This window comes from Pseudomonas sp. HLS-6 (assembly GCF_002753995.1).
Taxonomy (GTDB): domain Bacteria; phylum Pseudomonadota; class Gammaproteobacteria; order Pseudomonadales; family Pseudomonadaceae; genus Aquipseudomonas; species Aquipseudomonas defluvii.
The window spans coordinates 4,654,834-4,679,782 of sequence record NZ_CP024478.1 but is presented as its reverse complement, the minus strand read 5'-3'; the positions used below and the strand labels follow the sequence as shown (position 1 = coordinate 4,679,782).

The following is a 24,949-nucleotide window of genomic DNA, read 5'->3' as shown; positions in this document are numbered from 1 at the left end:
ACGCGAATCGGGAGCGTGGCTGAACAAGCCCGCTCCCTGCTCCGCCAGGAGGAAAGGCCTTGAAAGACCTACTGAATTTGCTGAAAAACCAGGGTCAAGTCGAAGAGTTCGACGCCATCCGTATCGGATTGGCCTCGCCTGAGATGATCCGTTCGTGGTCGTTCGGTGAAGTTAAAAAACCGGAAACCATCAACTACCGTACGTTCAAACCCGAGCGTGACGGTCTGTTCTGCGCCAAGATTTTTGGTCCAGTCAAGGACTACGAGTGCCTGTGCGGTAAGTACAAGCGCCTGAAGCACCGTGGTGTTATCTGTGAGAAGTGCGGCGTTGAAGTCGCCCTGGCCAAGGTTCGTCGTGAGCGCATGGCGCACATCGAGCTGGCCTCTCCGGTTGCCCACATCTGGTTCCTGAAGTCCCTGCCGTCGCGTATCGGCTTGCTGATGGACATGACCCTGCGTGATATCGAACGTGTTCTCTACTTCGAGAGCTATGTCGTTATCGATCCAGGCATGACCACCCTTGAAAAGGGTCAACTGCTGAACGATGAGCAGTACTTCGAAGCGCTGGAAGAGTTCGGCGACGACTTTGACGCTCGTATGGGTGCCGAAGCTGTACGTGAGCTGCTGCACGCTATCGATCTGGAGCACGAAATTGGCCGCCTGCGCGAAGAGATTCCGCAGACCAACTCGGAAACCAAGATCAAGAAGCTGTCCAAGCGTCTGAAGCTGATGGAGGCCTTCCAGGGCTCCGGCAACCTGCCTGAGTGGATGGTTCTGACCGTTCTGCCGGTTCTGCCGCCAGATCTGCGCCCATTGGTTCCGCTGGACGGCGGTCGTTTCGCGACCTCCGACCTGAACGATCTGTATCGTCGGGTGATCAACCGTAACAACCGTCTGAAGCGCCTGCTCGACCTGTCCGCGCCAGATATCATCGTGCGCAACGAAAAGCGCATGCTGCAGGAAGCGGTCGACGCACTGCTCGACAACGGCCGTCGTGGCCGCGCCATCACTGGCTCGAACAAGCGTCCTCTGAAATCCCTGGCTGACATGATCAAGGGTAAGCAAGGTCGTTTCCGTCAGAACTTGCTCGGTAAGCGCGTTGACTACTCTGGCCGTTCGGTAATTACCGTAGGTCCGACCCTGCGTCTGCACCAGTGCGGTCTGCCGAAGAAGATGGCTCTGGAGCTGTTCAAACCATTCATTTTCGGCAAGCTGGAGATGCGCGGTCTGGCGACCACCATCAAAGCGGCCAAGAAAATGGTCGAGCGCGAGCTGCCAGAGGTCTGGGACGTTCTTGCCGAAGTGATTCGCGAACACCCCGTACTGCTTAACCGTGCACCGACCCTTCACCGTCTGGGTATCCAGGCTTTTGAACCGGTACTGATCGAAGGTAAGGCTATCCAGCTGCACCCGTTGGTCTGTGCTGCGTACAACGCCGACTTCGACGGTGACCAGATGGCCGTTCACGTGCCGCTGACGCTGGAAGCCCAGCTGGAAGCGCGCGCGCTGATGATGTCGACCAACAACATCCTGTCGCCAGCCAACGGTGAGCCGATCATCGTTCCTTCGCAGGACGTGGTACTGGGTCTGTACTACATGACCCGTGAAGCCATCAACGCCAAGGGCGAAGGTCGCGTTTTTGCTGACCTGCAGGAAGTCGACCGCGTGTTCCGCGCTGGTGAGGCCGCTCTGCACGCCAAGATCAAGGTTCGTATCAACGAAACCGTCAATGATCGTGATGGTGGCAGCGTCAAGAACACCCGTATCGTCGACACAACCGTTGGCCGTGCGCTGCTGTTCCAGGTGGTTCCGGCCGGCCTGTCGTACGACGTGGTCAACCAGCCGATGAAGAAAAAGGCGATCTCCAAGCTGATCAACCAATGCTACCGCGTTGTTGGTCTGAAAGAGACCGTGATCTTCGCTGACCAGTTGATGTACACCGGTTTTGCCTACTCGACCATTTCTGGCGTTTCCATCGGTGTTAACGACTTCGTTATCCCGGATGAGAAAGCCCGCATCATCGGTACTGCTACCGACGAAGTGAAAGAGATCGAGAGCCAGTACGCTTCCGGCCTGGTAACCCAGGGCGAGAAGTACAACAAGGTAATCGACCTGTGGTCGAAGGCGAACGACGAAGTTTCCAAGGCGATGATGGCCAACCTCTCGAAAGAGAAGGTTATCGACCGTGATGGCAACGAAGTCGAGCAAGAGTCCTTCAACTCCATGTACATGATGGCTGACTCCGGTGCTCGGGGTTCGGCAGCTCAGATTCGTCAGTTGGCCGGTATGCGTGGTCTGATGGCCAAGCCGGACGGCTCGATCATCGAGACGCCGATCACCGCGAACTTCCGTGAAGGTCTGAGCGTACTGCAGTACTTCATCTCGACTCACGGTGCTCGTAAGGGTCTTGCGGATACCGCGTTGAAGACTGCGAACTCCGGTTATCTGACGCGTCGTCTGGTAGACGTTGCGCAGGATCTGGTAGTGACCGAGATCGATTGCGGCACCGAACAGGGCCTGCTGATGACGCCGCACATTGAAGGTGGCGACGTCGTTGAGCCGCTGGGTGAGCGTGTACTTGGTCGTGTAATTGCCCGAGACGTATTCAAGCCTGGCACCGACGAAGTCATCGTCCCTGCTGGCACTCTGGTAGACGAGAAGTGGGTTGAGTTCATCGAGCTGAACAGCATCGATGAAGTTATCGTGCGCTCGCCGATCAGCTGTGAAACCCGTTACGGTATCTGTGCCAAGTGCTACGGTCGTGACCTGGCTCGCGGTCATCAGGTCAACATCGGTGAGGCTGTCGGCGTTATCGCTGCCCAGTCGATCGGTGAGCCTGGTACCCAGCTGACCATGCGTACGTTCCACATCGGTGGTGCTGCGAGCCGTACTTCGGCTGCCGACAGCGTCCAGGTGAAGAACGGCGGTATGGTTCGCCTGCACAACCTCAAGCAGGTTGAGCGTGCCGATGGCAATCTGGTCGCGGTCTCGCGCTCCGGTGAGCTGGCCATTGCCGACGAATTCGGTCGTGAGCGTGAGCGCTACAAGCTGCCTTACGGTGCTGTGATTTCGGTCAAGGAAGGTGACAAGGTCGACGCTGGCGCGATCGTTGCCAAGTGGGACCCGCACACCCACCCGATCGTTACCGAAATGAAAGGTACCGTGACCTTCGTGGGCATGGAAGAAGGCATTACCATCAAGCGTCAGACCGACGAATTGACTGGTTTGACCAACATCGAAGTATTGGACGTTAAAGACCGTCCGGCTGCAGGTAAGGAAATTCGTCCTGCAATCAAGATGGTCGACGCCAATGGCAAGGATCTGCTGCTGCCGGGTACCGATGTACCAGCTCAGTACTTCCTGCCGGCGAACGCCCTGGTTGGTGTTGCTGACGGTGCGCAAATCGGTGTGGGTGACGTTATTGCACGTATCCCGCAAGAAACTTCCAAGACCCGTGACATCACCGGTGGTCTGCCGCGCGTTGCCGACTTGTTCGAAGCGCGTCGTCCGAAGGAAGCGTCGATTCTCGCGGAAGTCAGCGGTACCATTGCATTCGGTAAAGAAACCAAGGGCAAGCGCCGCCTGGTTATCACTCCGAACGATGGCAGCGAGCCGTACGAAGAGCTGATTCCGAAGTGGCGTCACCTGAACGTCTTCGAAGGCGAACAAGTGAACCGTGGTGAAGTTATCTCCGACGGTCCAAGCGATCCGCACGACATCCTGCGTTTGCTGGGTGTGAGCGCGCTGGCCAAGTACATCGTCAACGAGATTCAGGACGTTTACCGTCTGCAAGGCGTTAAGATCAACGACAAGCACATCGAGACCATCCTGCGTCAGATGCTGCGTAAGGTTGAGATCGCCGAGTCGGGTGATTCCAGCTTCATCAAGGGCGACCAGATGGAGTTGACCCAGGTACTGGTAGAGAACGAGCGCTTGGCTTCTGAAGACAAGTTCGTCTCCAAGTTCTCGCGCGTACTGTTGGGTATCACCAAGGCTTCGCTCTCCACCGAGTCGTTCATCTCGGCGGCCTCCTTCCAGGAGACCACCCGAGTGCTGACCGAAGCGGCGGTAACCGGCAAGCGCGATTACCTGCGCGGCCTGAAAGAGAACGTGGTCGTAGGTCGTCTGATCCCGGCCGGTACCGGTCTGGCTTACCACAGCGAGCGCAAGCGTCGCCGTGATGCCGACAAGCCGCTGCGTGTAAGTGCCAGTGAGGTGGAAGCCGCACTGACTGAAGCGCTGAACTCCAGCGGCAACTAAGCGTAGGGCCCTGGTGGCCTCACTCCGGTCGTCGGTGACTGTTATTGTCACCGACAGCCGGGGAGGGGAGGCTGGGGCCTTGCCTTGACTGGGGACAAGATCCTCTTTAGACTCTTGTACCCCTAAATTTGGTGGGACTTCGTCCTGCCATTTTGCTTTTCTTGCAAGACAATAGCGTCGCAAGACAACAGTGGAGCTAGTAGATGGCAACTATCAACCAGCTGGTACGTCAGCCGCGTAAGCGTATCGTCGAGAAATCCGACGTTCCTGCGCTGCAGAACTGCCCGCAACGTCGTGGCGTATGCACTCGTGTGTACACCACCACGCCGAAAAAACCTAACTCGGCACTGCGTAAAGTATGCCGTGTGCGTCTGACCAACGGTTTCGAGGTTTCCTCGTACATCGGTGGTGAAGGCCACAACCTGCAAGAGCACAGCGTGGTGCTGATTCGTGGCGGTCGTGTAAAAGACTTGCCAGGTGTTCGTTACCACACCGTTCGCGGTTCCCTGGATACCTCCGGCGTCAAAGGTCGTAACCAAGGCCGTTCGAAGTACGGTACCAAGCGTCCGAAGTAATCGGCCGTTTGCAGCAGTTTGCAGTTATTCATTTTATTGAGTCGATAAGAGTAAGGTCGGGCACGCACCCAGTGGGTCAGGTGTCCCGGGCTAACCTGAAGACCGTTTGAGGGCTTATCAATGCCAAGACGTCGTGTAGCAGCCAAGCGTGAGATTCTGGACGATCCGAAATACGGAAGCCAGATTCTCGCCAAGTTCATGAACCACGTGATGGAAAGCGGCAAGAAGGCCGTAGCCGAGCGCATCGTTTACGGTGCTCTGGATACCGTCAAAGCACGCAAGAACAGCGATCCCCTGGAAATCTTCGAGAAAGCTCTCGACGCCATCGCTCCGCTGGTCGAAGTAAAGTCGCGCCGTGTTGGCGGTGCCACTTACCAGGTTCCTGTTGAAGTTCGTCCATCCCGTCGTAACGCGCTGGCAATGCGCTGGCTGGTAGACTACGCCCGCAAGCGTGGCGAGAAGTCCATGGCGCTGCGCCTGGCCGGCGAACTGCTGGATGCTGCTGAAGGCAAAGGTGCTGCAGTCAAGAAGCGTGAAGACGTACACCGTATGGCTGAAGCCAACAAGGCTTTCTCGCACTACCGCTTCTAATCACAGCATCAATTTTTTTGCGAGGGCTTTATGGCTCGTACTACAGCAATTAACCGCTACCGTAACATCGGTATCTGTGCGCACGTTGATGCGGGCAAGACTACCACTACCGAGCGGATCCTGTTCTACACAGGCCTGAGCCACAAAATGGGCGAGGTGCATGATGGCGCCGCGACCACCGACTGGATGGTTCAGGAGCAGGAGCGGGGTATTACCATTACCTCTGCTGCCGTTACTACCTTCTGGAAAGGTTCCCGTGGTCAGTACGACAACTACCGCGTAAACGTCATTGATACACCAGGCCACGTTGACTTCACTATTGAAGTAGAGCGTTCCCTGCGTGTACTCGACGGCGCTGTCGTTGTGTTCTGCGGTACCTCCGGTGTTGAGCCTCAGTCCGAAACCGTATGGCGTCAGGCCAACAAGTACGGTGTTCCACGTGTTGTTTACGTGAACAAGATGGACCGTGCAGGTGCTAACTTCCTGCGCGTAGTTGGTCAGATCAAGAACCGTCTGGGTCACACCCCGGTTCCTGTCCAGCTGGCTATCGGTTCGGAAGAGAACTTCGAAGGTCAGGTTGATCTGATCAAGATGAAGGCAATCTACTGGAACGAAGACGACAAGGGCACCACCTATCGCGAGGAAGAAATTCCTGCTGATATGCTGGAGCTGGCTGAAGAGTGGCGCGCCAATATGGTCGAAGCTGCTGCTGAGGCCAACGAAGAGCTGATGAACAAGTACCTTGAAGAAGGTGAGCTGTCCGTCGAAGAAATCAAGGCTGGTCTGCGTGCTCGCACCCTGGCTAGCGAGATCGTTCCGGCTGTCTGCGGCTCTTCCTTCAAGAACAAGGGTGTTCCTCTGGTTCTTGACGCCGTTATCGACTTCCTGCCTGCTCCGACCGAGATCCCTGCAATTCAGGGTATCCATCCGGATAACATCGACGACGAAAGCGCTCCGAAAATCGAGCGTCACGCTAGCGATGATGAGCCGTTCTCGGCTTTGGCGTTCAAGATCGCTACCGACCCATTCGTTGGTACTCTGACTTTCGTGCGCGTCTACTCGGGCTTCCTGAGCTCTGGTGACTCCGTGATCAACTCGGTCAAGGGCAAGAAAGAGCGCGTTGGTCGTATGGTGCAGATGCACGCCAACCAGCGTGAAGAGATCAAGGAAGTACGTGCAGGCGACATCGCTGCGCTGATCGGCATGAAAGATGTCACCACTGGTGATACCCTCTGTGATGCCGACAAGCCGGTAATCCTTGAGCGTATGGATTTCCCTGAGCCAGTAATTTCGGTAGCTGTTGAGCCGAAAACCAAGCAGGATCAGGAAAAGATGGGTATCGCACTGGGCAAGTTGGCTCAGGAAGACCCGTCGTTCCGCGTCAAGACCGACGAAGAAACCGGCCAGACCATTATCTCGGGTATGGGCGAGCTTCACCTGGACATCCTCGTTGACCGCATGAAGCGCGAGTTCAACGTTGAAGCCAACATCGGTAAGCCGCAGGTTTCCTACCGCGAGCAGATCACCAAGGACAACGTCGAGATCGAAGGTAAGTTCGTCCGTCAGTCCGGTGGTCGCGGTCAGTTCGGTCACTGCTGGATTCGCTTCTCGCAGCCAGACGTGGACGATAAGGGCAACATCACTGAAGGCCTGGTTTTCACTAACGAGGTTGTGGGTGGTGTGGTTCCGAAGGAATACATCCCGGCTATCCAGAAGGGTATCGAAGAGCAGATGAAGAACGGCATCGTTGCCGGCTATCCGCTGATCGGCCTGAAGGCAACCGTGTTTGATGGTTCCTACCACGACGTCGACTCCAACGAGATGGCGTTCAAGGTGGCGGCCTCCATGGCGACCAAGCAGCTGGCCACGAAAGGCGGCGGTAAAGTGCTTGAGCCGATCATGAAGGTGGAAGTTGTGACCCCTGAGGACTACATGGGTGACGTGATGGGTGACCTGAACCGTCGTCGTGGTCTGATCCAGGGTATGGAAGATTCGGTGTCCGGCAAGGTTGTCCGTGCTGAAGTTCCGCTCGGAGAGATGTTCGGTTATGCGACCGACGTTCGTTCCATGTCTCAGGGTCGCGCGAGCTACTCCATGGAATTCTCCAAATACGCTGAGGCTCCGTCGAACATCGTCGAAGCGCTCGTTAAAAAACAAGGCTGATTCAGTCCTTTAGGCTAGGAGTTAATTGTCGTGGCTAAAGAAAAATTTGATCGTTCCCTTCCGCACGTCAACGTTGGCACCATCGGTCACGTTGACCATGGTAAAACCACTCTGACTGCTGCTCTGACTCGCGTCTGCTCCGAAGTTTTCGGTTCGGCTGTTGTCGAATTCGACAAGATCGACAGCGCTCCAGAAGAGAAAGCTCGCGGTATCACCATCAACACCGCGCACGTCGAGTACAACTCGAACATTCGTCACTACGCTCACGTTGACTGCCCAGGTCACGCTGACTACGTGAAGAACATGATCACCGGTGCTGCTCAGATGGACGGCGCTATCCTGGTTTGCTCGGCCGCCGATGGTCCGATGCCACAAACCCGTGAGCACATCCTGCTGTCCCGTCAGGTAGGCGTTCCGTACATCGTGGTCTTCCTGAACAAGGCTGACCTGGTAGACGACGCAGAGCTGCTGGAACTGGTTGAGATGGAAGTTCGCGACCTGCTGTCCACCTATGACTTCCCAGGCGACGACACTCCGATCATCATCGGTTCTGCTCGTATGGCGCTGGAAGGCAAAGACGACAACGGCATGGGCACCACCGCTGTCAAGAAGCTGGTTGAAACTCTGGACAGCTACATCCCAGAGCCAGAGCGCGCTATCGACAAGCCGTTCCTGATGCCAATCGAAGACGTATTCTCGATCTCTGGTCGTGGTACTGTTGTTACCGGTCGTATCGAGCGTGGTATCGTCCGCGTTCAAGACGCTCTGGAAATCGTTGGTCTGCGTGACACCACCACCACCACCTGCACCGGTGTTGAGATGTTCCGCAAGCTGCTGGACGAAGGTCGTGCTGGCGAGAACTGCGGCGTTCTGCTGCGTGGTACCAAGCGTGACGACGTTGAGCGTGGTCAGGTTCTGGTTAAGCCAGGTTCGGTTAAGCCGCACACCAAGTTCACCGCAGAAGTTTACGTTCTGAGCAAGGAAGAAGGCGGCCGTCATACTCCGTTCTTCAAAGGCTACCGTCCACAGTTCTACTTCCGTACTACTGACGTGACTGGTAACTGCGAGCTGCCAGAAGGCGTTGAAATGGTAATGCCAGGTGACAACATCCAGATGACTGTCACTCTGATCAAAACCATCGCAATGGAAGATGGTCTGCGTTTCGCTATCCGTGAAGGCGGTCGTACCGTCGGCGCTGGCGTCGTAGCCAAAATCATCGAGTAATATTCGATGCTTTGAAAAGCCCCCGCTCAGCGGGGGCTTTTTTTATTGGGTTGACACCCAACTGGGGCGTCTATAGAATCACGCCTCCTTTTAACGGGCGTAGTGCGCCCGGTGGGAATAGCAGCCTGGAGTCTGAAATCCAATGCAAAATCAGCAAATCCGTATCAGGTTGAAGGCTTTTGACCATCGCCTGATCGACCAATCCACCCAGGAAATCGTGGAAACCGCGAAACGTACTGGTGCTCAAGTGCGTGGTCCAATTCCACTGCCTACCCGTAAAGAGCGGTTCACCGTTCTGGTCTCCCCGCACGTCAACAAAGACGCGCGTGACCAGTACGAGATCCGTACTCATAAGCGCGTACTGGACATCGTCCAGCCAACGGATAAAACCGTTGATGCACTTATGAAGCTTGATCTTGCGGCAGGTGTGGAAGTGCAGATCAGCCTCGGCTAAGACTCGGGTCTTAGTCGTGTAACGCTCTGAAATGGGCGGCCATAGCGGGTGAAAGCCCCGTACACTCATGAGGTTTACAACATGACTATTGGTGTAGTCGGTCGTAAATGCGGTATGACCCGTATTTTCACCGAAGAAGGTGTCTCCATTCCGGTCACGGTCATTGAGATCGAGCCGAATCGCGTCACCCAGTTCAAAACTGAAGAAACCGATGGCTATCGTGCAGTGCAAGTCACTGTAGGTGAGCGTCGTGCTTCGCGCGTGACTGCTGCTCAGGCAGGTCACTTCGCTAAAGCGAACGTTGCCGCTGGTCGCGGTGTCTGGGAATTCCGCCTTGAAGAAGGCGAGTACCAGGCTGGCGACTTGATCAATGCTGAACTCTTCGCTGCAGGCCAACTGGTAGATGTTACCGGTCAGTCCAAAGGTAAAGGCTTTGCCGGTACCATCAAGCGTTGGAATTTCCGCGGTCAAGATAACACCCACGGTAACTCCGTTTCCCACCGCGTCCCGGGCTCTATCGGCCAGTGCCAGACTCCTGGTCGTGTATTCAAGGGCAAAAAAATGTCCGGTCATATGGGCGCCGAGCGCGTGACCGTTCAGTCCCTCGAAGTAGTGCGCGTCGACGCTGAACGCAATCTGTTGCTGGTCAAGGGTGCCGTTCCTGGCGCTACTGGCGGCGATCTGGTTGTGCGTCCGGCTGCCAAGGCTCGCGGTTAAGGGGAAGCTGACATGCAACTAAATGTAAATGACGCTCAAGCGATCGAAGTTTCCGAACTGACTTTCGGCGGCGAATTCAACGAGACGCTGGTTCACCAAGCAGTCGTGGCCTACATGGCTGGCGGCCGTCAAGGTACCAAGCAGCAGAAAACCCGTTCCGACGTTGCTGGTGGCGGTAAGCGCCCATGGCGTCAGAAAGGTACTGGCCGTGCTCGTGCCGGTACTATCCGTAGCCCAATCTGGCGTGGCGGCGGTACCACTTTCGCAGCTCGTCCTCAGGACCACTCGCAGAAGCTCAACAAGAAGATGTACCGCGCAGCACTGCGCTCCATCCTCGCTGAGCTGGTGCGTACCGACCGTCTGGTCGTGGTTCAGGACTTCGCTGTTGAAGCACCGAAAACCAAAGACCTGCTGAACAAGCTGAACGGTATGGGTCTGACCGACGTACTGATCGTTTCTGAGGCTGTTGATCAGAATCTGTACCTGGCTGCTCGCAACCTGCCGCACGTCGATGTACGTGACGTACAAGGTTCCGATCCGGTCAGTCTGATCGCATACGACAAAGTGTTGATCACTGTGTCGGCCGTGAAGAAATTCGAGGAGCTGCTGGGATGAACCAGGAACGCGTATTTAAAGTTCTACTTGGCCCGCACGTTTCCGAGAAGGCCACGGTTCTGGCTGAGAAGAAAGGCCAGTTCGTATTCAAGGTTGCTACTGATGCAACCAAGCTGGAAATCAAGAAGGCTGTCGAAGGTCTGTTCGGTGTCAAGGTCGAGAACGTCACTACCGTGAACGTTCTGGGTAAGACCAAGCGCACCGCTCGTGGTCTGGGCAAGCGCAATGACTGGAAGAAGGCGATCGTATCCCTTCAGCCAGGCCAAGATCTCGATTTCAGCAGCAGTGCTGAGTAAGGAAGGGGTGCATCATGGCAATCGTTAAATGCAAACCGACTTCCCCTGGCCGCCGTTTCGTGGTCAAGGTGGTCAACCAGGAGCTGCATAAAGGCGCTCCTCACGCACCGCTGCTCGAGAAGAAATCGAAGACTGGTGGTCGTAACAACAATGGCCGCATCACTACTCGTCACGTAGGTGGTGGTCATAAGCAGCATTACCGTATGGTCGACTTCCGTCGCAACGACAAGGACGGCATCGCCGCCACTGTCGAGCGTATTGAATACGATCCGAACCGTACTGCTCACATCGCACTGCTGTGCTATGCAGACGGCGAGCGCCGCTACATCATCGCCCCTAAAGGCGTGAGTGCTGGCGACCAGCTGATCGCAGGTGCTCTGGCTCCAATCAAGCCAGGCAACTCCCTGCAGCTGCGTAACATCCCAGTGGGTAGCACCATTCACGGCATCGAACTGAAGCCGGGCAAAGGTGCACAAATCGCTCGTTCCGCTGGTGCTTCGGCTCAGCTGATCGCTCGCGAAGGTGTCTACGTGACCCTGCGTCTGCGCTCTGGTGAAATGCGTAAAGTCCTGGCTGAATGCCGTGCGACCCTGGGTGAAGTCTCGAACTCCGAGCACAGCCTGCGTTCGCTGGGTAAAGCTGGTGCTAAACGCTGGCGTGGCGTTCGCCCAACCGTTCGTGGTGTTGCCATGAACCCGGTTGACCACCCGCACGGTGGTGGTGAAGGTCGTACCTCCGGTGGTCGTCATCCGGTATCGCCATGGGGCTTCCCGACTAAGGGTGCTAAGACTCGTGGTAATAAGCGTACCGACAATATGATCGTCCGTCGTCGCAAGTAAATAGAGGGATACGACAGTGCCACGTTCTCTGAAAAAAGGTCCTTTTATTGATCTTCACCTACTGAAGAAGATCGAAGTGGCGGCGGAAAAGAACGATCGCAAACCAGTTAAAACCTGGTCGCGCCGTTCCATGATCCTGCCACAAATGGTCGGTTTGACCATCGCGGTACACAACGGTCGCCAACACGTCCCAGTTCTCGTGAACGAAGACATGGTCGGCCATAAACTGGGCGAGTTCGCCGGTACCCGCACCTACCGCGGGCACGTGGCTGACAAGAAAGCCAAGCGTTAAGGGGTAAGGAAATGGAAGTAGCCGCTAAGTTGTCGGGCGCTCGCATCTCCGCCCAGAAAGCCCGCTTGGTCGCCGACCAGATCCGCGGGAAGAAGGTGGGCGAAGCGCTCAACCTGTTGGCCTTCAGCAGCAAGAAAGCCGCTGAAATCATGAAGAAAGTCCTCGAGTCGGCCGTAGCCAACGCCGAGCATAACGAAGGCGCAGACGTTGATGACCTGAAGGTCTCCACCGTTTTCGTCAACGAAGGGCGTTCGCTGAAGCGTATCATGCCGCGTGCCAAAGGCCGCGCTGATCGCATCGTCAAGCGGTCTTGCCATATCACTGTCAAGGTTGCGGACAAGTAACGGAGTCGATCAGATGGGTCAGAAAGTACATCCCACTGGCATTCGCCTGGGAATCGTCAAGGAGCACACCTCCGTCTGGTATGCAGACGGTCGGACTTATGCGGACTATTTGCTCGCAGATCTGAACGTGCGTGAGTATCTCCAAGACAAACTAAAAAGCGCGTCCGTTAGCCGTATCGATATCCATCGTCCGGCCCAAACTGCACGCATCACCATCCACACCGCTCGTCCAGGTATCGTTATCGGGAAGAAAGGTGAGGATGTTGAAAAACTGCGTCAGGACCTGACCAAGCAAATGGGTGTGCCTGTGCACATCAATATCGAAGAGATCCGCAAGCCGGAACTCGACGGTATGCTGGTTGCTCAGAGCGTAGCTCAGCAGCTGGAGCGTCGTGTGATGTTCCGTCGCGCCATGAAGCGCGCTGTACAGAACGCCATGCGTATTGGTGCCAAAGGCATCAAAATCCAAGTGAGCGGTCGTCTCGGCGGTGCTGAAATCGCACGTACTGAATGGTATCGCGAAGGTCGTGTGCCACTGCACACCCTGCGTGCCGATATCGACTATGCCACCTACGAAGCTCACACCACTTATGGTGTGATCGGTGTCAAGGTTTGGATCTTCAAAGGCGAAGTTATCGGTGGTCGCCAAGAAGAACTGAAACCACAAGCACCAGCGCCTCGTAAAAAAGCTGCTAAGTAAGGGGTACGCCAAATGTTGCAACCAAAGCGTACAAAATTCCGCAAGCAGATGACCGGCCACAACCGTGGTCTGGCACTGCGCGGTAGCAAAGTCAGCTTCGGCGAATTTGCTCTGAAAGCTGTTGCTCGCGGTCGTCTCACCGCTCGCCAGATCGAGTCGGCACGTCGTGCTCTGACTCGTCACGTAAAACGTGGCGGCAAGATCTGGATCCGTGTATTCCCGGACAAGCCGATCTCCAAGAAGCCTCTCGAAGTGCGGATGGGTAAAGGTAAGGGTTCCGTGGAGTACTGGGTTGCCCAGATCCAGCCAGGCAAAGTCCTGTACGAGATCGAGGGTGTTTCTGAAGAGCTGGCGCGTGAGGCATTCGCCTTGGCGGCTGCAAAGCTGCCTCTCGCCACCTCCTTTGTTAAGCGGACGGTGATGTGATGAAAGCGAATGAACTTCGTGACAAATCAGCACAGCAACTGAACGAGCAACTGCTCGGCTTGCTGCGCGACCAGTTCAATCTGCGCATGCAGAAAGCAACTGGCCAGTTGGGGCAGTCGCACCTGCTCTCGCAAGTTAAGCGTGACATCGCTCGCGTGAAAACTGTGCTCAACCAGCAGGCAGGTAAGTGATCATGGCTGAAGCTGAAAAAACCGTCCGTACGCTGACTGGCCGTGTCGTCAGCGACAAAATGGACAAGACCATCACCGTACTGATCGAGCGTCGCGTTAAGCACCCGATCTACGGTAAATACGTTAAGCGTTCGACTAAGCTGCACGCGCACGACGAAACCAATCAGTGCCACATCGGCGACAAGGTCTCCATTCGCGAGACCCGTCCGCTGGCCAAGACCAAGTCCTGGGCACTGGTTGAAGTTCTCGAACGCGCTGTTGAAGTCTAAGGGCTAAGGGTCGGAGAAATTTTATGATTCAGACTCAATCCATGCTCGATGTGGCCGATAACAGCGGCGCTCGTCGCGTCATGTGCATCAAGGTGCTCGGCGGTTCCCACCGTCGTTACGCCGGTATCGGTGACATCATCAAAGTAACCGTCAAGGAAGCAATTCCTCGCGGTAAAGTGAAAAAGGGCCAGGTGATGACTGCTGTTGTAGTCCGCACCCGTCACGGCGTTCGCCGTGCCGATGGTTCGATTATCCGCTTTGATGGCAACGCTGCTGTTCTGTTGAACAACAAGCAAGAGCCAATCGGCACCCGTATCTTTGGGCCAGTGACCCGTGAACTTCGTACTGAGAAGTTCATGAAGATCGTCTCGCTCGCCCCAGAAGTGCTGTAAGGAGATCCGACATGCAAAAGATTCGTCGTGACGACGAGATCATCGTGATCGCCGGCAAAGACAAAGGTAAGCGCGGTAAGGTGCTGAAGGTGCTCGCTGACGACCGTCTGGTCGTTGGTGGGATCAACCTGGTGAAGCGTCATACCAAGCCTAACCCTATGTCGGGCGTACAAGGCGGTATCGTCGAGAAAGAAGCGCCACTGCACGCTTCCAACGTCGCCATTTTCAACGGCGAAACCAACAAGGCTGACCGCGTTGGTTTCAAAGTAGAAGAAGGCAAAAAAATTCGTGTCTTCAAGTCGACCCAAAAAGCGGTTGATGCTTGAACACTGCTAGGTAGAAGACCATGGCACGACTGAAAGAGATTTATCGGAAGGAAATCGCTCCCAAGCTTAAGGAAGAACTTAAGCTGGCGAACGTGATGGAAGTTCCGCGCGTTACCAAAATCACCCTGAACATGGGTCTGGGCGAAGCGATCGGCGACAAAAAAGTCATCGAGCACGCTGTTGCTGACCTGGAAAAGATCACCGGTCAAAAAGCCGTTGTGACTTTCGCACGGAAATCCATCGCGGGCTTCAAAGTCCGTGAGGGCTGGCCGATTGGCGTTAAAGTTACTCTGCGCCGCGATCGTATGTACGAATTCCTGGACCGCCTGCTGGCGATCTCCCTGCCTCGGGTTCGCGACTTCCGCGGCCTGAATGCCAAGTCCTTCGATGGTCGTGGCAACTACAGCATGGGCGTGAAAGAGCAGATCATCTTCCCGGAAATCGATTACGACAAGATCGATGCTCTCCGCGGTCTGGACATTACCCTGACCACTACTGCTCGTACGGATGACGAAGGTCGCGCCCTGCTGCGTGCTTTCAAATTCCCGTTCCGCAACTGATTGGAGTAGGAAAATGGCCAAGAAGAGCATGAAAAACCGCGAGCTGAAGCGTCAGCTCACGGTTGCTAAATACGCCAAGAAGCGTGCTGAGCTCAAAGCTACCATCGTTAATCTGAATGCAACTCCAGAAGAGCGTTGGGCAGCAGCTGTAGCTCTGCAGAAGCAGCCACGTGACGCAAGCGCCTCGCGCATGCGTAACCGCTGCCGCATCACCGGCCGTCCACACGGCGTTTACCGCAAGTTCGGCCTGGGCCGTAACAAGCTGCGTGAAGCAGCAATGCGCGGTGACGTCCCAGGTCTGGTTAAAGCCAGCTGGTAAGACGTGCCGACAGTGTCCTGGCGGAGGAGGAGCAATCTTCCGACCGCCGGTGACCTGGCAACGAAACAAGCCCCTTATGGGGCTTGTTTCGTTTCTGGGATGTGTCTAGAATGACCGGCTCACCTGAGCCCGGGTTTTTCCTGGGTCGTTCGGGTGTCTGTAGTAGCCGAAAGGCTAATTATTCTTGTATCAGGAGCGTCTAGCCCATGAGTATGCAGGACCCGTTAGCGGACATGCTAACTCGAATCCGTAATGCCCAGATGGCTGAAAAGTCCGTCGTAAGCATGCCTTCTTCTACCCTGAAGGTGGCTGTAGCCAAAGTTCTGAAAGACGAAGGTTACATCGCGGGTTACCAGGTCAGCAGCGAAGTTAAACCGTCGCTGTCCATCGAGCTGAAATACTTCGAAGGCCGTCCAGTCATCGAAGAAGTCAAGCGCGTAAGTCGTCCAGGCCTGCGTCAGTACAAGTCCGTCGAAGAACTGCCGAAAGTACGTGGCGGTCTGGGCGTGTCTATCGTCTCCACCAACAAAGGTGTGATGACTGATCGTGCTGCGCGCGCTGCCGGTGTCGGCGGCGAAGTTCTCTGCACTGTGTTCTAAGGGGGGATAAGCATGTCTCGCGTCGCTAAGAACCCCGTAAAGCTGCCAGCAGGCGTCGAAGTTAAGTTCGCCGGCCAACAGCTTTCGGTGAAGGGTGCCAAGGGCACTCTCGAACTGAATGTTCACTCGTCCGTAGAAGTCGTCGAAGAAGCCGGTGAGCTGCGTTTCGCTGCTCGCAATGGCGATCAACAGACTCGCGCCATGGCCGGTACTACCCGTGCTCTGGTTAACAACATGGTCCAGGGCGTAAGCCAAGGCTTCGAGCGTAAGCTCCAGCTGGTCGGTGTTGGTTACAAGGCTCAGGCCAAAGGCGAAGTGCTGTCCCTGGCTCTCGGTTTCTCCCACCCGGTTGATTATCAGCTGCCGCAAGGCGTCACTGCTGAGACCCCAAGCCAGACCGATATCCTGATCAAGGGCATCGATAAGCAACTGGTTGGTCAAGTGGCCGCTGAAATTCGCGATTTCCGTCCGCCAGAGCCTTACAAAGGTAAGGGTGTGCGTTACGCGGATGAAGTCGTCCGTCGTAAAGAAGCCAAGAAGAAGTAGGGCCTAGCAAATGACCGACAAAAAAGTTACTCGACTGCGTCGCGCTCGCAAAGCACGTCTGAAAATGCACGAGCTCGAAGCCGTGCGTCTCTGCGTGTTCCGCTCTTCGCAGCACATCTACGCCCAGGTCATTTCGGCCGACGGCAGCAAAGTCCTGGCCAGCGCCTCGACTTTGGACAAAGAACTGCGTGATGGCGCCACTGGCAACATCGACGCGGCCACTAAGGTTGGCAAGCTGGTTGCCGAGCGTGCGAAAGCCGCTGGCGTTTCTCAAGTTGCTTTCGACCGTTCTGGCTTCAAGTACCACGGCCGTGTCAAGGCACTGGCTGATGCTGCTCGTGAAGGCGGGCTGGAGTTCTAAGTTATGTCAAATAACGACCAAAAGCGCGACGAAGGCTACATCGAGAAGCTGGTTCAAGTTAACCGCGTAGCTAAAACCGTAAAAGGCGGCCGTATCTTCACTTTCACCGCGTTGACCGTGGTTGGTGATGGTAAAGGTCGTGTTGGCTTCGGCCGTGGCAAGTCGCGTGAAGTGCCTGCTGCGATCCAGAAGGCAATGGAAGCTGCTCGTCGCAACATGATTCAAGTGGACCTGAACGGCACCACTCTGCAGTACGCTACCAAGGCCGCCCACGGCGCCTCGAAGGTTTACATGCAGCCTGCCTCTAACGGTACCGGTATCATCGCTGGCGGCGCAATGCGTGCTGTCCTGGAAGTTGCTGGTGTTCAGAACGTTCTGGCCAAGTGCTACGGTTCGACCAACCCAGTGAACGTGGTTCATGCCACTTTCAAGGGTCTGAAAGCCATGCAATCTCCTGAGTCCATTGCCGCCAAGCGTGGCAAGAGTGTTGAGGAGATCATCTGATCATGGCTACCGTTAAAGTAACGTTGATCAAAAGTACCGCTGGCCGTCTGCCTAACCACAAACTGTGTGTTAAAGGCCTGGGTCTGCGTCGCATCGGTCACACTGTAGAAGTCCTGGATACTCCCGAGAACCGCGGGATGATCAACAAGGCTTACTACATGCTGCGCGTCGAGGGTTAATCGATGAAACTCAATGATCTGAGTCCAGCGCCGGGTTCCCGTCGCGAGAAGCATCGTCCGGGTCGTGGTATCGGTAGCGGTTTGGGTAAGACTGGTGGCCGTGGCCACAAAGGTCAGACCTCCCGTTCCGGTGGCACCATCGCTCCAGGCTTTGAAGGCGGTCAACAGCCGCTGCATCGTCGTCTGCCGAAGTTCGGCTTCGTTTCGCTGAAAGCCATGGACCGCGCAGAAGTGCGTCTGTCCGAGCTGGCTAAAGTGGAAGGCGACGTCGTCACCGTGCAATCCCTGAAGGATGCCAACGTGATTAACCAAAACGTACAGCGCGTGAAAATCATGCTGTCCGGTGAAGTTACTCGCGCAGTCACCATCAAGGGCGTCGCTGCCACCAAAGGTGCGCGTGCGGCTATCGAAGCAGCTGGCGGCAAGTTCGAGGAATAAATGGCTAAGCAAGGTGCTCTCTCTTCGCTCGGCAAGGGCGGGATGTCTGAACTCTGGGCTCGTCTGCGTTTTCTGTTCCTGGCGATTATCGTCTATCGGATCGGCGCACACATCCCTGTTCCAGGTATCAATCCGGACCGGCTGGCGGAACTGTTTCGACAGAATGAGGGGACCATTCTTAGCTTGTTCAACATGTTTTCCGGCGGCGCGCTGGAGCGGATGAGCATCTTTGCATTGGGGATCATGCCGTACATTTCGGCATCGATCATCATGCAGCTGATGACCACCGTGAGCCCGCAGCTGGAGCAGTTGAAGAAGGAAGGTGAATCTGGCCGTCGCAAGATTAGCCAGTACACCCGCTACGGCACCGTCGTTCTGGCGCTGGTTCAAGCTATTGGCATGTCTATTGGCTTGGCCGGTCAGGGCGTAGCGTTTTCTGCTGATTTTGGCTTCCATTTCGTTGCGGTCTCCACTTTTGTGGCGGGCGCGATGTTCATGATGTGGCTGGGTGAGCAGATCACGGAGCGCGGTGTCGGCAACGGTATCTCGATGTTGATCTTCGCGGGTATCGTTGCCGGTCTTCCGAGAGCAATCGGGCAGTCTTTCGAGTCTGCGCGTACGGGTGATATCAACATTATCGCCCTGATCGTTATCGGTCTTCTGGCAGTAGCGATCATCGGTTTTGTGGTGTTCATTGAGCGTGGTCAGCGTCGTATCGCCGTTCATTACGCCAAGCGTCAGCAGGGCCGTAAGGTCTTTGCTGCGCAGACCAGCCACCTGCCGTTGAAGGTGAACATGGCCGGGGTTATCCCAGCCATTTTCGCGAGCAGCATCTTGCTGTTCCCGGCTTCGCTGGGTGCCTGGTTCGGTCAGTCCGAAGGTATGGGCTGGCTGCAGGACATCTCGGAGTCGATCGCTCCTGGTCATCCATTGAATATTCTGCTGTTTAGTGCAGGGATCATTTTCTTCTGCTTCTTCTATACGGCGTTGATGTTCAATCCGAAAGACGTAGCGGAAAACCTGAAGAAGTCCGGTGCCTTTATTCCGGGCATCCGTCCAGGCGAGCAGTCGGCGCGCTACATTGATGGCGTTCTGACCCGTTTGACCATGTTCGGTGCTCTTTATATGACGGCCGTCTGCCTTCTGCCCCAGTTCCTGGTGGTGGCTGCAAACGTTCCGTTCTACCTTGGCGGGACCTCGTTGCTGATTGTGGTAGTGGTTGTGATGGACTTCATGTCCCAAGTACAATCGCACCTCGTTTCGCACCAGTACGAATCCCTGATGAAGAAAGCCAACCTGAAAGGCTACGGTGGCAGCGGTCTGCTGCGTTGATAGTCCCTTAAGGTTCGAGGAGTTGGTGATGAAAGTTCGTGCATCGGTGAAAAAGCTGTGCCGTAACTGCAAAATTATTCGCCGCGAAGGTGTCGTTCGAGTAATTTGCAGCGCGGAACCACGTCACAAACAGCGCCAAGGCTGAGTGTGATCTGTGCTTCAAGCCCAGCAGCTAGTGCGCTGCTGGGTTGATTATTTGTTTCTACAGCGATATTATCTCGCGCCCTATTTCTTGGCTTCCGGGGCGTAGGTAGCTGTCAATTGGAGTCCCACTGAATGGCCCGTATTGCAGGCGTCAACATTCCAGATAACAAGCACACTGTTATCTCGCTGACCTACATCTATGGTGTTGGTCGCACTACTGCACAGAAAATCTGTGCAGAGACTGGGGTCAACCCAGCCGCAAAGATCAAAGATCTGAGCGACGAGCAGATTGAACAGCTGCGTAGCGAAGTTGCGAAGTTCACCACCGAAGGTGATCTGCGTCGCGACATCAACATGAAAATCAAGCGGTTGATGGACCTGGGCTGCTACCGCGGTCTGCGTCATCGTCGGGGTCTGCCAGTACGCGGTCAGCGTACCAAGACCAACGCGCGTACCCGTAAAGGTCCGCGTAAGCCGATCCGCAAGTAATCGCACCAGCGAATCGACAGGAAAATAGACATGGCAAAACCTGCTGCTCGTCCTCGTAAAAAAGTCAAAAAGACAGTGGTTGATGGGATCGCCCACATCCACGCGTCTTTCAACAACACCATCGTGACCATCACCGATCGTCAAGGTAACGCACTGTCGTGGGCTACCTCCGGCGGTTCGGGTTTCCGTGGTTCGCGCAAATCCACCCCGTTCGCGGCCCAAGTTGCTGCAGAGCGTGCTGGTCAAGCTGCGCTGGAGTACGGTCTGAAAAACCTCGACGTTAACGTCAAGGGTCCAGGTCCAGGTCGTGAGTCCGCTGTTCGTGCTTTGAACAGCTGTGGCTATAAGATCGCCAGCATCACCGACGTGACGCCAATCCCGCACAACGGGTGCCGTCCGCCGAAGAAGCGCCGCGTGTAATCAGGAGACAGATAAATGGCACGTTACATTGGTCCAAAATGCAAACTGTCTCGTCGTGAAGGCACTGATCTGTTCCTGAAGAGCGGCGTTCGCGCTCTGGAATCGAAGTGCAACATCGAAGCAGCCCCAGGTATTCACGGTCAGCGTCGTGGTCGTCAGTCCGACTACGGCACCCAGCTGCGTGAGAAGCAAAAAGTCCGTCGTATCTACGGCGTTCTCGAGCGTCAGTTCAGCGGTTACTACAAGGAAGCAGCCTCCAAGAAGGGTGCTACCGGCGAGAACCTGCTGCAACTGCTCGAGTGCCGTCTGGACAACGTCGTTTATCGTATGGGCTTTGGCGCTACTCGTGCCGAATCCCGTCAGCTGGTTTCGCATAAAGCGATCAGCATCAACGGCAAGACTGTAAACGTTCCGTCCTACCAAGTTCGTCCGGGTGACGTGGTCGCAGTTCGCGAGAAATCGTTGAACCAGCTGCGCATTGTTCAAGCCCTTGAACTGTGCGCCCAGCGTGGCCGCGTTGAGTGGGTAGAAGTAGATGCTGCAAAAAAATCCGGTGTTTTCAAGAACGTCCCGGCTCGCAGCGACCTGTCTGCCGACATCAACGAAAACCTGATTGTCGAGCTCTACTCCAAGTAAGGGCTAGAAAATAGGTGCATCCATGCAGATTTCGGTAAATGAGTTTCTGACGCCCCGCCACATTGATGTGCAGGTCGTCAGTCCAACCCGCGCCAAGATCACGCTCGAGCCTCTCGAGCGTGGCTTCGGCCATACCCTGGGCAACGCGCTGCGTCGCATCCTGTTGTCCTCTATGCCTGGCTGTGCAGTAGTCGAGGCCGAAATTGACGGCGTACTCCATGAGTACTCGGCAATTGAAGGTGTACAGGAAGATGTTATTGAGATCCTGTTGAACCTGAAAGGCCTGGCTATCAAACTGCATGGTCGTGACGAAGTTACGCTGACCTTGTCGAAAAAGGGTTCGGGGGTGGTTACCGCTGCCGATATTCAGCTGGATCATGATGTCGAGATCGTTAACCCCGATCACGTAATCGCTAACCTGGCGTCTAACGGCGCTTTGAACATGAAGCTCACCGTAGCTCGTGGTCGTGGTTATGAGCCGGCCGATTCGCGTCAGAGCGATGAAGATGAGAGCCGCAGCATTGGTCGCTTGCAGCTTGACGCTTCGTTCAGCCCGGTTCGCCGTATCGCCTACGTGGTGGAAAACGCCCGTGTCGAGCAGCGTACCAACCTGGATAAGCTGGTTATCGATCTGGAAACCAACGGTACTCTGGATCCTGAAGAGGCAATCCGTCGTGCAGCAACCATTCTGCAACAGCAGTTGGCTGCGTTCGTCGACCTCAAAGGTGACAGTGAGCCTGTGGTAGTGGAGCAGGAAGACGAGATCGATCCGATCCTGCTTCGCCCGGTTGACGATCTGGAATTGACCGTACGTTCGGCCAACTGCCTGAAGGCGGAGAACATCTACTACATCGGTGATCTGATTCAGCGCACCGAAGTAGAGCTGTTGAAAACTCCGAACCTGGGTAAGAAGTCCCTGACTGAAATCAAGGACGTTCTGGCTTCCCGTGGTCTGTCCCTCGGCATGCGCCTCGACAACTGGCCGCCTGCAAGTCTTAAGAAAGACGACAAGGCGACTGCCTGATCGTCGTAATCACCGAACGTAAGTTTGGTAAGGAATGAACCATGCGTCATCGTAAAAGTGGTCGTCACCTGAGCCGCACCAGCGCGCACCGCAAAGCCATGTTCCAAAACATGGCGGTGTCGCTGTTCGAGCACGAGCTGATCAAAACTACCCTGCCTAAAGCCAAGGAACTGCGCCGCGTTGCCGAGCCGCTGATCACCCTGGCCAAGGAAGACAGCGTAGCTAACCGTCGTCTGGCCTTCGACCGTACTCGTTCGAAAGCCATCGTTGGTAAGCTGTTCAACGATCTGGGCAAGCGCTATGCCACCCGTCAGGGCGGCTACCTGCGTATCCTCAAGTGCGGTTTCCGCGCTGGCGATAACGCACCTATGGCGTACGTCGAGCTGGTTGATCGTCCTGTCGGTGGCGTAGTAGAAGCTGCTGAGTAAGACGAACAGTCTGAAACAAGGAACCGGGCCTAGTGCCCGGTTTTTTGTTTTCATTGTGATTGAAATAAGCTATTGATCTTGATCAATTAATGAATTTGATCGTGTCGTCTTCATGCTCAATACTCCCTCTCAGCCGACTAGCCGGCAGCATTATTCTGAAAAGGGAGAGAGCATGAGCCAGAACAAGACACTGACCACCGCCAGCGGTGCTCCGGTTGCCGATAACCAGAACTCGCGTTCTGCCGGCCCACGTGGTCCGCTGCTGCTGGAAGATTTTCACCTGATTGAAAAGCTCGCGCACTTCAACCGTGAGAACATTCCGGAGCGTCGTGTACATGCTAAAGGCTCGGGCGCTTATGGCACCTTCACCGTCACCCGGGATATCAGCCAATACACCAGTGCCAAACTGTTCGAGGCAGTAGGCAAGCAGACGCCAACGTTCCTGCGATTCTCTACGGTGGGCGGCGAGCGGGGCTCTGCCGATACCGAGCGCGATCCTCGTGGGTTTGCCGTGAAGTTCTACACCGAGGAAGGTAACTGGGACATTGTGGGCAACAACACGCCGGTTTTCTTCATTCGGGACCCGCTGAAGTTCCCCGACTTCATCCATACCCAGAAGCGCTTGCCACAAAGTAACCTGAAGAGCCCGCAGGCGATGTGGGACTTCTGGTCGCATTCGCCAGAGGCATTGCACCAGGTCACCATCCTGTTCTCTGATCGGGGCATTCCGGATGGCTACCGTCATATGCACGGCTTTGGTAGCCATACCTTCAGCCTGATCAACGCGGCTGGTGTGCGTCATTGGGTCAAGTGGCACTTCAAGACCAAGCAAGGTATCAAGAACCTGGCGCCGGCCGAGGCGACTCGCCTTGCTGGCACCGATCCGGATTACGCCCAGCGGGATCTGTTCGAGGCGATTGAACGAGGCGACTTCCCTAGATGGAGTGTCTGTATCCAGGTCATGACCGAGGATCAGGCCGCTGCGCACAGCGATAACCCATTCGATGTCACCAAGACCTGGTCGCAGAAGGCGTTCCCCCTGATTGAAGTGGGTGAGCTTGAGCTCAATCGTAACCCGCTGAACTACTTTGCCGAGGTTGAGCAGGCGGCTTTCGCGCCGAGCAATCAGGTGCCGGGTGTTGGCCTATCGCCAGACCGTATGCTGCAGGGGCGTGTGTTCGCTTATGCCGATGCTCACCGCTACCGTGTAGGGACCAACCATCAGCAGTTGCCTGTTAACGCTCCGAAGAGCCCTGTGAACAGTTACCAGCGTGATGGTGCGATGGCCCTGGGCAGTAATGGCGGAGCAGCACCGAACTATGAGCCAAACAGCTACAGCAACGCCCCCAAGCAGGCGCCTCAGTACGCCGAACCAGCGCTTGCACTCAATGGCGCTGCGGACCGTTACGATCATCGTGAGGATGGTGACTACTACAGCTATGCCGGTGCCCTGTTCCGTTTGATGAACAGTGAACAGAAAGCGCTGCTGATCAGTAATATCGCGGGCGCGATGAAGGGTGTGTCGCAGGATGTTGTTCAACGTCAGTTGCAGCACTTCCTCAAGGCTGATGCGGCTTACGGTGAAGGTGTCGCCAAGGCGTTGGGGGTCAAACTGGCATAAGTCGAAGTGATAAGCAGAACCGCCCGCATTAGGGCGGTTTTTCAATGCAATTGACTACTGTTTGCGCCCCTTTTTACCTGATTTTACGTTAATCGCAGTGACCTCTCCGTCATCCTGGTTCACACTGTCACTTTCACTTAGGGAGAAGCAGGGCGATGCAAGGTCACCCGGACGTAATCGACTACCTCAACACGTTGCTGACGGGAGAACTGGCGGCACGTGATCAGTATTTCATCCACTCGCGCATGTATGAAGACTGGGGCTTGAGCAAGCTCTACGAGCGTATCAACCATGAGATGGAAGAAGAGGCACAACACGCTGACGCCCTGATTCGCCGTATTCTCATGCTTGAAGGCACACCGCGTATGCGTCCTGACGATCTGGACATCGGTGCTACCGTGCCGGATATGTTCGCAGCCGATTTGCGCCTCGAGTACAAAGTCCGTGCAGCACTGTGCAAAGGCATCGAGTTGTGCGAACTGCACAAGGACTACATCAGCCGCGATATCTTGCGTGCGCAACTGGCTGACACCGAGGAAGATCACACCTACTGGCTGGAGAAGCAGTTGGGCCTGATCAAGTCCATCGGCCTGGAAAACTACCTGCAATCGCAGATGTAGTTCGCGATGCTGCAAAAAAGCCCCTGCCGTTTGCGCGGCAGGGGCTTTTTCATGGG

The 24,949-nt window shown here is 55.7% G+C and carries 35 protein-coding genes; all 35 read left to right on the top strand.

Annotated elements, in window-relative coordinates:
• The first annotated feature begins 59 nt into the window (after positions 1 to 59).
• The 35 genes from rpoC to bfr all read left to right on the top strand — a co-directional run bounded on the left by rpoC (position 60) and on the right by bfr (position 24,893).
• Positions 60 to 4,259, top strand: a complete 4,200-nt coding sequence (rpoC, locus tag CS390_RS22065) for a DNA-directed RNA polymerase subunit beta' (protein ID WP_065761367.1) — start codon at positions 60 to 62, stop codon at positions 4,257 to 4,259.
• Between the two features lie 203 nt (positions 4,260 to 4,462).
• The gene (gene rpsL, locus CS390_RS22060; protein WP_003186084.1) at positions 4,463 to 4,834 is read left to right on the top strand and encodes a 30S ribosomal protein S12; all 372 of its coding nucleotides are present in this window, start codon (positions 4,463 to 4,465) and stop codon (positions 4,832 to 4,834) included.
• A 120-nt stretch (positions 4,835 to 4,954) separates the two neighbouring features.
• Complete coding sequence (rpsG, locus tag CS390_RS22055) at positions 4,955 to 5,425, top strand: 30S ribosomal protein S7 (protein ID WP_003246741.1); 471 nt, start codon at positions 4,955 to 4,957, stop codon at positions 5,423 to 5,425.
• Positions 5,426 to 5,455: 30 nt separating this feature from the next.
• The gene (gene fusA / locus CS390_RS22050) at positions 5,456 to 7,588 is read left to right on the top strand and encodes an elongation factor G (protein WP_065761366.1); all 2,133 of its coding nucleotides are present in this window, start codon (positions 5,456 to 5,458) and stop codon (positions 7,586 to 7,588) included.
• A gap of 30 nt (positions 7,589 to 7,618) precedes the next feature.
• Positions 7,619 to 8,812 (top strand): elongation factor Tu, encoded by a 1,194-nt coding sequence (tuf, locus tag CS390_RS22045; RefSeq protein WP_099775969.1) that lies wholly within the window; start codon positions 7,619 to 7,621, stop codon positions 8,810 to 8,812.
• Positions 8,813 to 8,954: 142 nt separating this feature from the next.
• Positions 8,955 to 9,266 (top strand): 30S ribosomal protein S10, encoded by a 312-nt coding sequence (gene rpsJ, locus CS390_RS22040; protein ID WP_003186070.1) that lies wholly within the window; start codon positions 8,955 to 8,957, stop codon positions 9,264 to 9,266.
• Positions 9,267 to 9,347: 81 nt separating this feature from the next.
• Positions 9,348 to 9,983 carry a 50S ribosomal protein L3 gene (gene rplC, locus CS390_RS22035; protein ID WP_065759211.1) on the top strand — a complete coding sequence of 212 codons (636 nt, stop codon included), beginning with the start codon at positions 9,348 to 9,350 and terminating at the stop codon, positions 9,981 to 9,983.
• Between the two features lie 12 nt (positions 9,984 to 9,995).
• Positions 9,996 to 10,598 carry a 50S ribosomal protein L4 gene (rplD, locus tag CS390_RS22030; RefSeq protein WP_065759207.1) on the top strand — a complete coding sequence of 201 codons (603 nt, stop codon included), beginning with the start codon at positions 9,996 to 9,998 and terminating at the stop codon, positions 10,596 to 10,598.
• Positions 10,595 to 10,894, top strand: coding sequence for a 50S ribosomal protein L23 (gene rplW, locus CS390_RS22025; RefSeq protein WP_065759206.1), 300 nt, complete (start codon positions 10,595 to 10,597; stop codon positions 10,892 to 10,894). Before rplD ends, rplW begins: the two co-directional genes overlap by 4 nt.
• 14 nt (positions 10,895 to 10,908) lie before the next feature.
• Positions 10,909 to 11,733: a 50S ribosomal protein L2 gene (rplB, locus tag CS390_RS22020; RefSeq protein ID WP_065759205.1), complete on the top strand. Its 825-nt coding sequence runs from the start codon at positions 10,909 to 10,911 to the stop codon at positions 11,731 to 11,733.
• Positions 11,734 to 11,749: 16 nt separating this feature from the next.
• Positions 11,750 to 12,025, top strand: coding sequence for a 30S ribosomal protein S19 (gene rpsS, locus CS390_RS22015; RefSeq protein ID WP_002555486.1), 276 nt, complete (start codon positions 11,750 to 11,752; stop codon positions 12,023 to 12,025).
• Positions 12,026 to 12,036: 11 nt separating this feature from the next.
• Positions 12,037 to 12,369 carry a 50S ribosomal protein L22 gene (gene rplV, locus CS390_RS22010; protein WP_003103908.1) on the top strand — a complete coding sequence of 111 codons (333 nt, stop codon included), beginning with the start codon at positions 12,037 to 12,039 and terminating at the stop codon, positions 12,367 to 12,369.
• Positions 12,370 to 12,382: 13 nt separating this feature from the next.
• A complete protein-coding gene (gene rpsC, locus CS390_RS22005) occupies positions 12,383 to 13,069 on the top strand; it encodes a 30S ribosomal protein S3 (protein ID WP_010220308.1) in 687 nt (228 codons plus the stop codon).
• 12 nt (positions 13,070 to 13,081) lie between these two features.
• Positions 13,082 to 13,495, top strand: a complete 414-nt coding sequence (gene rplP, locus CS390_RS22000) for a 50S ribosomal protein L16 (protein WP_003255479.1) — start codon at positions 13,082 to 13,084, stop codon at positions 13,493 to 13,495.
• On the top strand, positions 13,495 to 13,686 hold the full coding sequence (gene rpmC / locus CS390_RS21995) for a 50S ribosomal protein L29 (RefSeq protein WP_065759204.1): 192 nt from the start codon (positions 13,495 to 13,497) through the stop codon (positions 13,684 to 13,686). Before rplP ends, rpmC begins: the two co-directional genes overlap by 1 nt.
• Positions 13,687 to 13,688: 2 nt before the next feature.
• Entirely contained in the window at positions 13,689 to 13,955 is a 267-nt protein-coding gene (rpsQ, locus tag CS390_RS21990; RefSeq protein ID WP_008374160.1) for a 30S ribosomal protein S17, read from the top strand.
• Positions 13,956 to 13,978: 23 nt separating this feature from the next.
• Complete coding sequence (gene rplN / locus CS390_RS21985) at positions 13,979 to 14,347, top strand: 50S ribosomal protein L14 (protein ID WP_002555479.1); 369 nt, start codon at positions 13,979 to 13,981, stop codon at positions 14,345 to 14,347.
• Between the two features lie 11 nt (positions 14,348 to 14,358).
• The gene (gene rplX / locus CS390_RS21980) at positions 14,359 to 14,673 is read left to right on the top strand and encodes a 50S ribosomal protein L24 (protein WP_008374158.1); all 315 of its coding nucleotides are present in this window, start codon (positions 14,359 to 14,361) and stop codon (positions 14,671 to 14,673) included.
• Between the two features lie 20 nt (positions 14,674 to 14,693).
• Positions 14,694 to 15,233: a 50S ribosomal protein L5 gene (rplE, locus tag CS390_RS21975; RefSeq protein ID WP_009397500.1), complete on the top strand. Its 540-nt coding sequence runs from the start codon at positions 14,694 to 14,696 to the stop codon at positions 15,231 to 15,233.
• A 13-nt stretch (positions 15,234 to 15,246) separates the two neighbouring features.
• Positions 15,247 to 15,552, top strand: coding sequence for a 30S ribosomal protein S14 (gene rpsN / locus CS390_RS21970; RefSeq protein WP_065759203.1), 306 nt, complete (start codon positions 15,247 to 15,249; stop codon positions 15,550 to 15,552).
• A 206-nt stretch (positions 15,553 to 15,758) separates the two neighbouring features.
• Positions 15,759 to 16,151: a 30S ribosomal protein S8 gene (gene rpsH / locus CS390_RS21965; protein ID WP_010220313.1), complete on the top strand. Its 393-nt coding sequence runs from the start codon at positions 15,759 to 15,761 to the stop codon at positions 16,149 to 16,151.
• A gap of 12 nt (positions 16,152 to 16,163) precedes the next feature.
• Positions 16,164 to 16,697, top strand: a complete 534-nt coding sequence (gene rplF, locus CS390_RS21960) for a 50S ribosomal protein L6 (protein WP_065759202.1) — start codon at positions 16,164 to 16,166, stop codon at positions 16,695 to 16,697.
• Positions 16,698 to 16,707: 10 nt separating this feature from the next.
• On the top strand, positions 16,708 to 17,058 hold the full coding sequence (gene rplR / locus CS390_RS21955) for a 50S ribosomal protein L18 (protein ID WP_011531893.1): 351 nt from the start codon (positions 16,708 to 16,710) through the stop codon (positions 17,056 to 17,058).
• A 3-nt stretch (positions 17,059 to 17,061) separates the two neighbouring features.
• A complete protein-coding gene (rpsE, locus tag CS390_RS21950) occupies positions 17,062 to 17,562 on the top strand; it encodes a 30S ribosomal protein S5 (protein ID WP_065759201.1) in 501 nt (166 codons plus the stop codon).
• Positions 17,563 to 17,564: 2 nt separating this feature from the next.
• On the top strand, positions 17,565 to 17,741 hold the full coding sequence (gene rpmD / locus CS390_RS21945; RefSeq protein ID WP_010220317.1) for a 50S ribosomal protein L30: 177 nt from the start codon (positions 17,565 to 17,567) through the stop codon (positions 17,739 to 17,741).
• 3 nt (positions 17,742 to 17,744) lie between these two features.
• Entirely contained in the window at positions 17,745 to 18,179 is a 435-nt protein-coding gene (gene rplO / locus CS390_RS21940) for a 50S ribosomal protein L15 (protein WP_065759200.1), read from the top strand.
• Entirely contained in the window at positions 18,180 to 19,511 is a 1,332-nt protein-coding gene (secY, locus tag CS390_RS21935; RefSeq protein ID WP_065759199.1) for a preprotein translocase subunit SecY, read from the top strand. It begins immediately after the preceding gene.
• 28 nt (positions 19,512 to 19,539) lie between these two features.
• Entirely contained in the window at positions 19,540 to 19,656 is a 117-nt protein-coding gene (gene rpmJ / locus CS390_RS21930; RefSeq protein WP_002555468.1) for a 50S ribosomal protein L36, read from the top strand.
• 131 nt (positions 19,657 to 19,787) lie between these two features.
• Positions 19,788 to 20,144 carry a 30S ribosomal protein S13 gene (rpsM, locus tag CS390_RS21925; protein WP_065759198.1) on the top strand — a complete coding sequence of 119 codons (357 nt, stop codon included), beginning with the start codon at positions 19,788 to 19,790 and terminating at the stop codon, positions 20,142 to 20,144.
• A gap of 30 nt (positions 20,145 to 20,174) precedes the next feature.
• The gene (gene rpsK / locus CS390_RS21920) at positions 20,175 to 20,564 is read left to right on the top strand and encodes a 30S ribosomal protein S11 (protein ID WP_065759197.1); all 390 of its coding nucleotides are present in this window, start codon (positions 20,175 to 20,177) and stop codon (positions 20,562 to 20,564) included.
• A gap of 15 nt (positions 20,565 to 20,579) precedes the next feature.
• A complete protein-coding gene (gene rpsD / locus CS390_RS21915; protein ID WP_065759196.1) occupies positions 20,580 to 21,200 on the top strand; it encodes a 30S ribosomal protein S4 in 621 nt (206 codons plus the stop codon).
• Between the two features lie 22 nt (positions 21,201 to 21,222).
• A complete protein-coding gene (rpoA, locus tag CS390_RS21910; RefSeq protein WP_017901544.1) occupies positions 21,223 to 22,224 on the top strand; it encodes a DNA-directed RNA polymerase subunit alpha in 1,002 nt (333 codons plus the stop codon).
• Positions 22,225 to 22,265: 41 nt separating this feature from the next.
• Positions 22,266 to 22,652 carry a 50S ribosomal protein L17 gene (rplQ, locus tag CS390_RS21905; RefSeq protein WP_065759195.1) on the top strand — a complete coding sequence of 129 codons (387 nt, stop codon included), beginning with the start codon at positions 22,266 to 22,268 and terminating at the stop codon, positions 22,650 to 22,652.
• A 172-nt stretch (positions 22,653 to 22,824) separates the two neighbouring features.
• Positions 22,825 to 24,273 carry a catalase gene (locus CS390_RS21900; RefSeq protein WP_099775967.1) on the top strand — a complete coding sequence of 483 codons (1,449 nt, stop codon included), beginning with the start codon at positions 22,825 to 22,827 and terminating at the stop codon, positions 24,271 to 24,273.
• Between the two features lie 155 nt (positions 24,274 to 24,428).
• Positions 24,429 to 24,893, top strand: coding sequence for a bacterioferritin (gene bfr, locus CS390_RS21895; protein ID WP_065759193.1), 465 nt, complete (start codon positions 24,429 to 24,431; stop codon positions 24,891 to 24,893).
• Positions 24,894 to 24,949: the final 56 nt, after the last annotated feature.

Bases quoted from the DNA above. Each gene is read 5' to 3' on its own strand.
- rplO (WP_065759200.1), top strand. From the start codon at position 17,745: ATGAAACTCAATGATCTGAGTCCAGCGCCGGGTTCCCGTCGCGAGAAG.
- rpmJ (WP_002555468.1), top strand. From the start codon at position 19,540: ATGAAAGTTCGTGCATCGGTGAAAAAGCTGTGCCGTAACTGCAAAATT.
- rplE (WP_009397500.1), top strand. From the start codon at position 14,694: ATGGCACGACTGAAAGAGATTTATCGGAAGGAAATCGCTCCCAAGCTT.
- rpsL (WP_003186084.1), top strand. From the start codon at position 4,463: ATGGCAACTATCAACCAGCTGGTACGTCAGCCGCGTAAGCGTATCGTC.
- rplP (WP_003255479.1), top strand. From the start codon at position 13,082: ATGTTGCAACCAAAGCGTACAAAATTCCGCAAGCAGATGACCGGCCAC.
- rpsD (WP_065759196.1), top strand. From the start codon at position 20,580: ATGGCACGTTACATTGGTCCAAAATGCAAACTGTCTCGTCGTGAAGGC.
- rplX (WP_008374158.1), top strand. From the start codon at position 14,359: ATGCAAAAGATTCGTCGTGACGACGAGATCATCGTGATCGCCGGCAAA.
- rplQ (WP_065759195.1), top strand. From the start codon at position 22,266: ATGCGTCATCGTAAAAGTGGTCGTCACCTGAGCCGCACCAGCGCGCAC.
- rplW (WP_065759206.1), top strand. From the start codon at position 10,595: ATGAACCAGGAACGCGTATTTAAAGTTCTACTTGGCCCGCACGTTTCC.
- rpmD (WP_010220317.1), top strand. From the start codon at position 17,565: ATGGCTACCGTTAAAGTAACGTTGATCAAAAGTACCGCTGGCCGTCTG.
- rpsH (WP_010220313.1), top strand. From the start codon at position 15,759: ATGAGTATGCAGGACCCGTTAGCGGACATGCTAACTCGAATCCGTAAT.
- rpsN (WP_065759203.1), top strand. From the start codon at position 15,247: ATGGCCAAGAAGAGCATGAAAAACCGCGAGCTGAAGCGTCAGCTCACG.
- rpsQ (WP_008374160.1), top strand. From the start codon at position 13,689: ATGGCTGAAGCTGAAAAAACCGTCCGTACGCTGACTGGCCGTGTCGTC.
- rplB (WP_065759205.1), top strand. From the start codon at position 10,909: ATGGCAATCGTTAAATGCAAACCGACTTCCCCTGGCCGCCGTTTCGTG.
- rplC (WP_065759211.1), top strand. From the start codon at position 9,348: ATGACTATTGGTGTAGTCGGTCGTAAATGCGGTATGACCCGTATTTTC.
- rplD (WP_065759207.1), top strand. From the start codon at position 9,996: ATGCAACTAAATGTAAATGACGCTCAAGCGATCGAAGTTTCCGAACTG.
- rplR (WP_011531893.1), top strand. From the start codon at position 16,708: ATGACCGACAAAAAAGTTACTCGACTGCGTCGCGCTCGCAAAGCACGT.
- rpsM (WP_065759198.1), top strand. From the start codon at position 19,788: ATGGCCCGTATTGCAGGCGTCAACATTCCAGATAACAAGCACACTGTT.
- CS390_RS21900 (WP_099775967.1), top strand. From the start codon at position 22,825: ATGAGCCAGAACAAGACACTGACCACCGCCAGCGGTGCTCCGGTTGCC.
- rpsE (WP_065759201.1), top strand. From the start codon at position 17,062: ATGTCAAATAACGACCAAAAGCGCGACGAAGGCTACATCGAGAAGCTG.
- secY (WP_065759199.1), top strand. From the start codon at position 18,180: ATGGCTAAGCAAGGTGCTCTCTCTTCGCTCGGCAAGGGCGGGATGTCT.
- fusA (WP_065761366.1), top strand. From the start codon at position 5,456: ATGGCTCGTACTACAGCAATTAACCGCTACCGTAACATCGGTATCTGT.
- rplF (WP_065759202.1), top strand. From the start codon at position 16,164: ATGTCTCGCGTCGCTAAGAACCCCGTAAAGCTGCCAGCAGGCGTCGAA.
- rpsJ (WP_003186070.1), top strand. From the start codon at position 8,955: ATGCAAAATCAGCAAATCCGTATCAGGTTGAAGGCTTTTGACCATCGC.
- rplN (WP_002555479.1), top strand. From the start codon at position 13,979: ATGATTCAGACTCAATCCATGCTCGATGTGGCCGATAACAGCGGCGCT.
- rpsK (WP_065759197.1), top strand. From the start codon at position 20,175: ATGGCAAAACCTGCTGCTCGTCCTCGTAAAAAAGTCAAAAAGACAGTG.
- rpoA (WP_017901544.1), top strand. From the start codon at position 21,223: ATGCAGATTTCGGTAAATGAGTTTCTGACGCCCCGCCACATTGATGTG.
- bfr (WP_065759193.1), top strand. From the start codon at position 24,429: ATGCAAGGTCACCCGGACGTAATCGACTACCTCAACACGTTGCTGACG.
- rpmC (WP_065759204.1), top strand. From the start codon at position 13,495: ATGAAAGCGAATGAACTTCGTGACAAATCAGCACAGCAACTGAACGAG.
- rpsG (WP_003246741.1), top strand. From the start codon at position 4,955: ATGCCAAGACGTCGTGTAGCAGCCAAGCGTGAGATTCTGGACGATCCG.
- rpsC (WP_010220308.1), top strand. From the start codon at position 12,383: ATGGGTCAGAAAGTACATCCCACTGGCATTCGCCTGGGAATCGTCAAG.
- rplV (WP_003103908.1), top strand. From the start codon at position 12,037: ATGGAAGTAGCCGCTAAGTTGTCGGGCGCTCGCATCTCCGCCCAGAAA.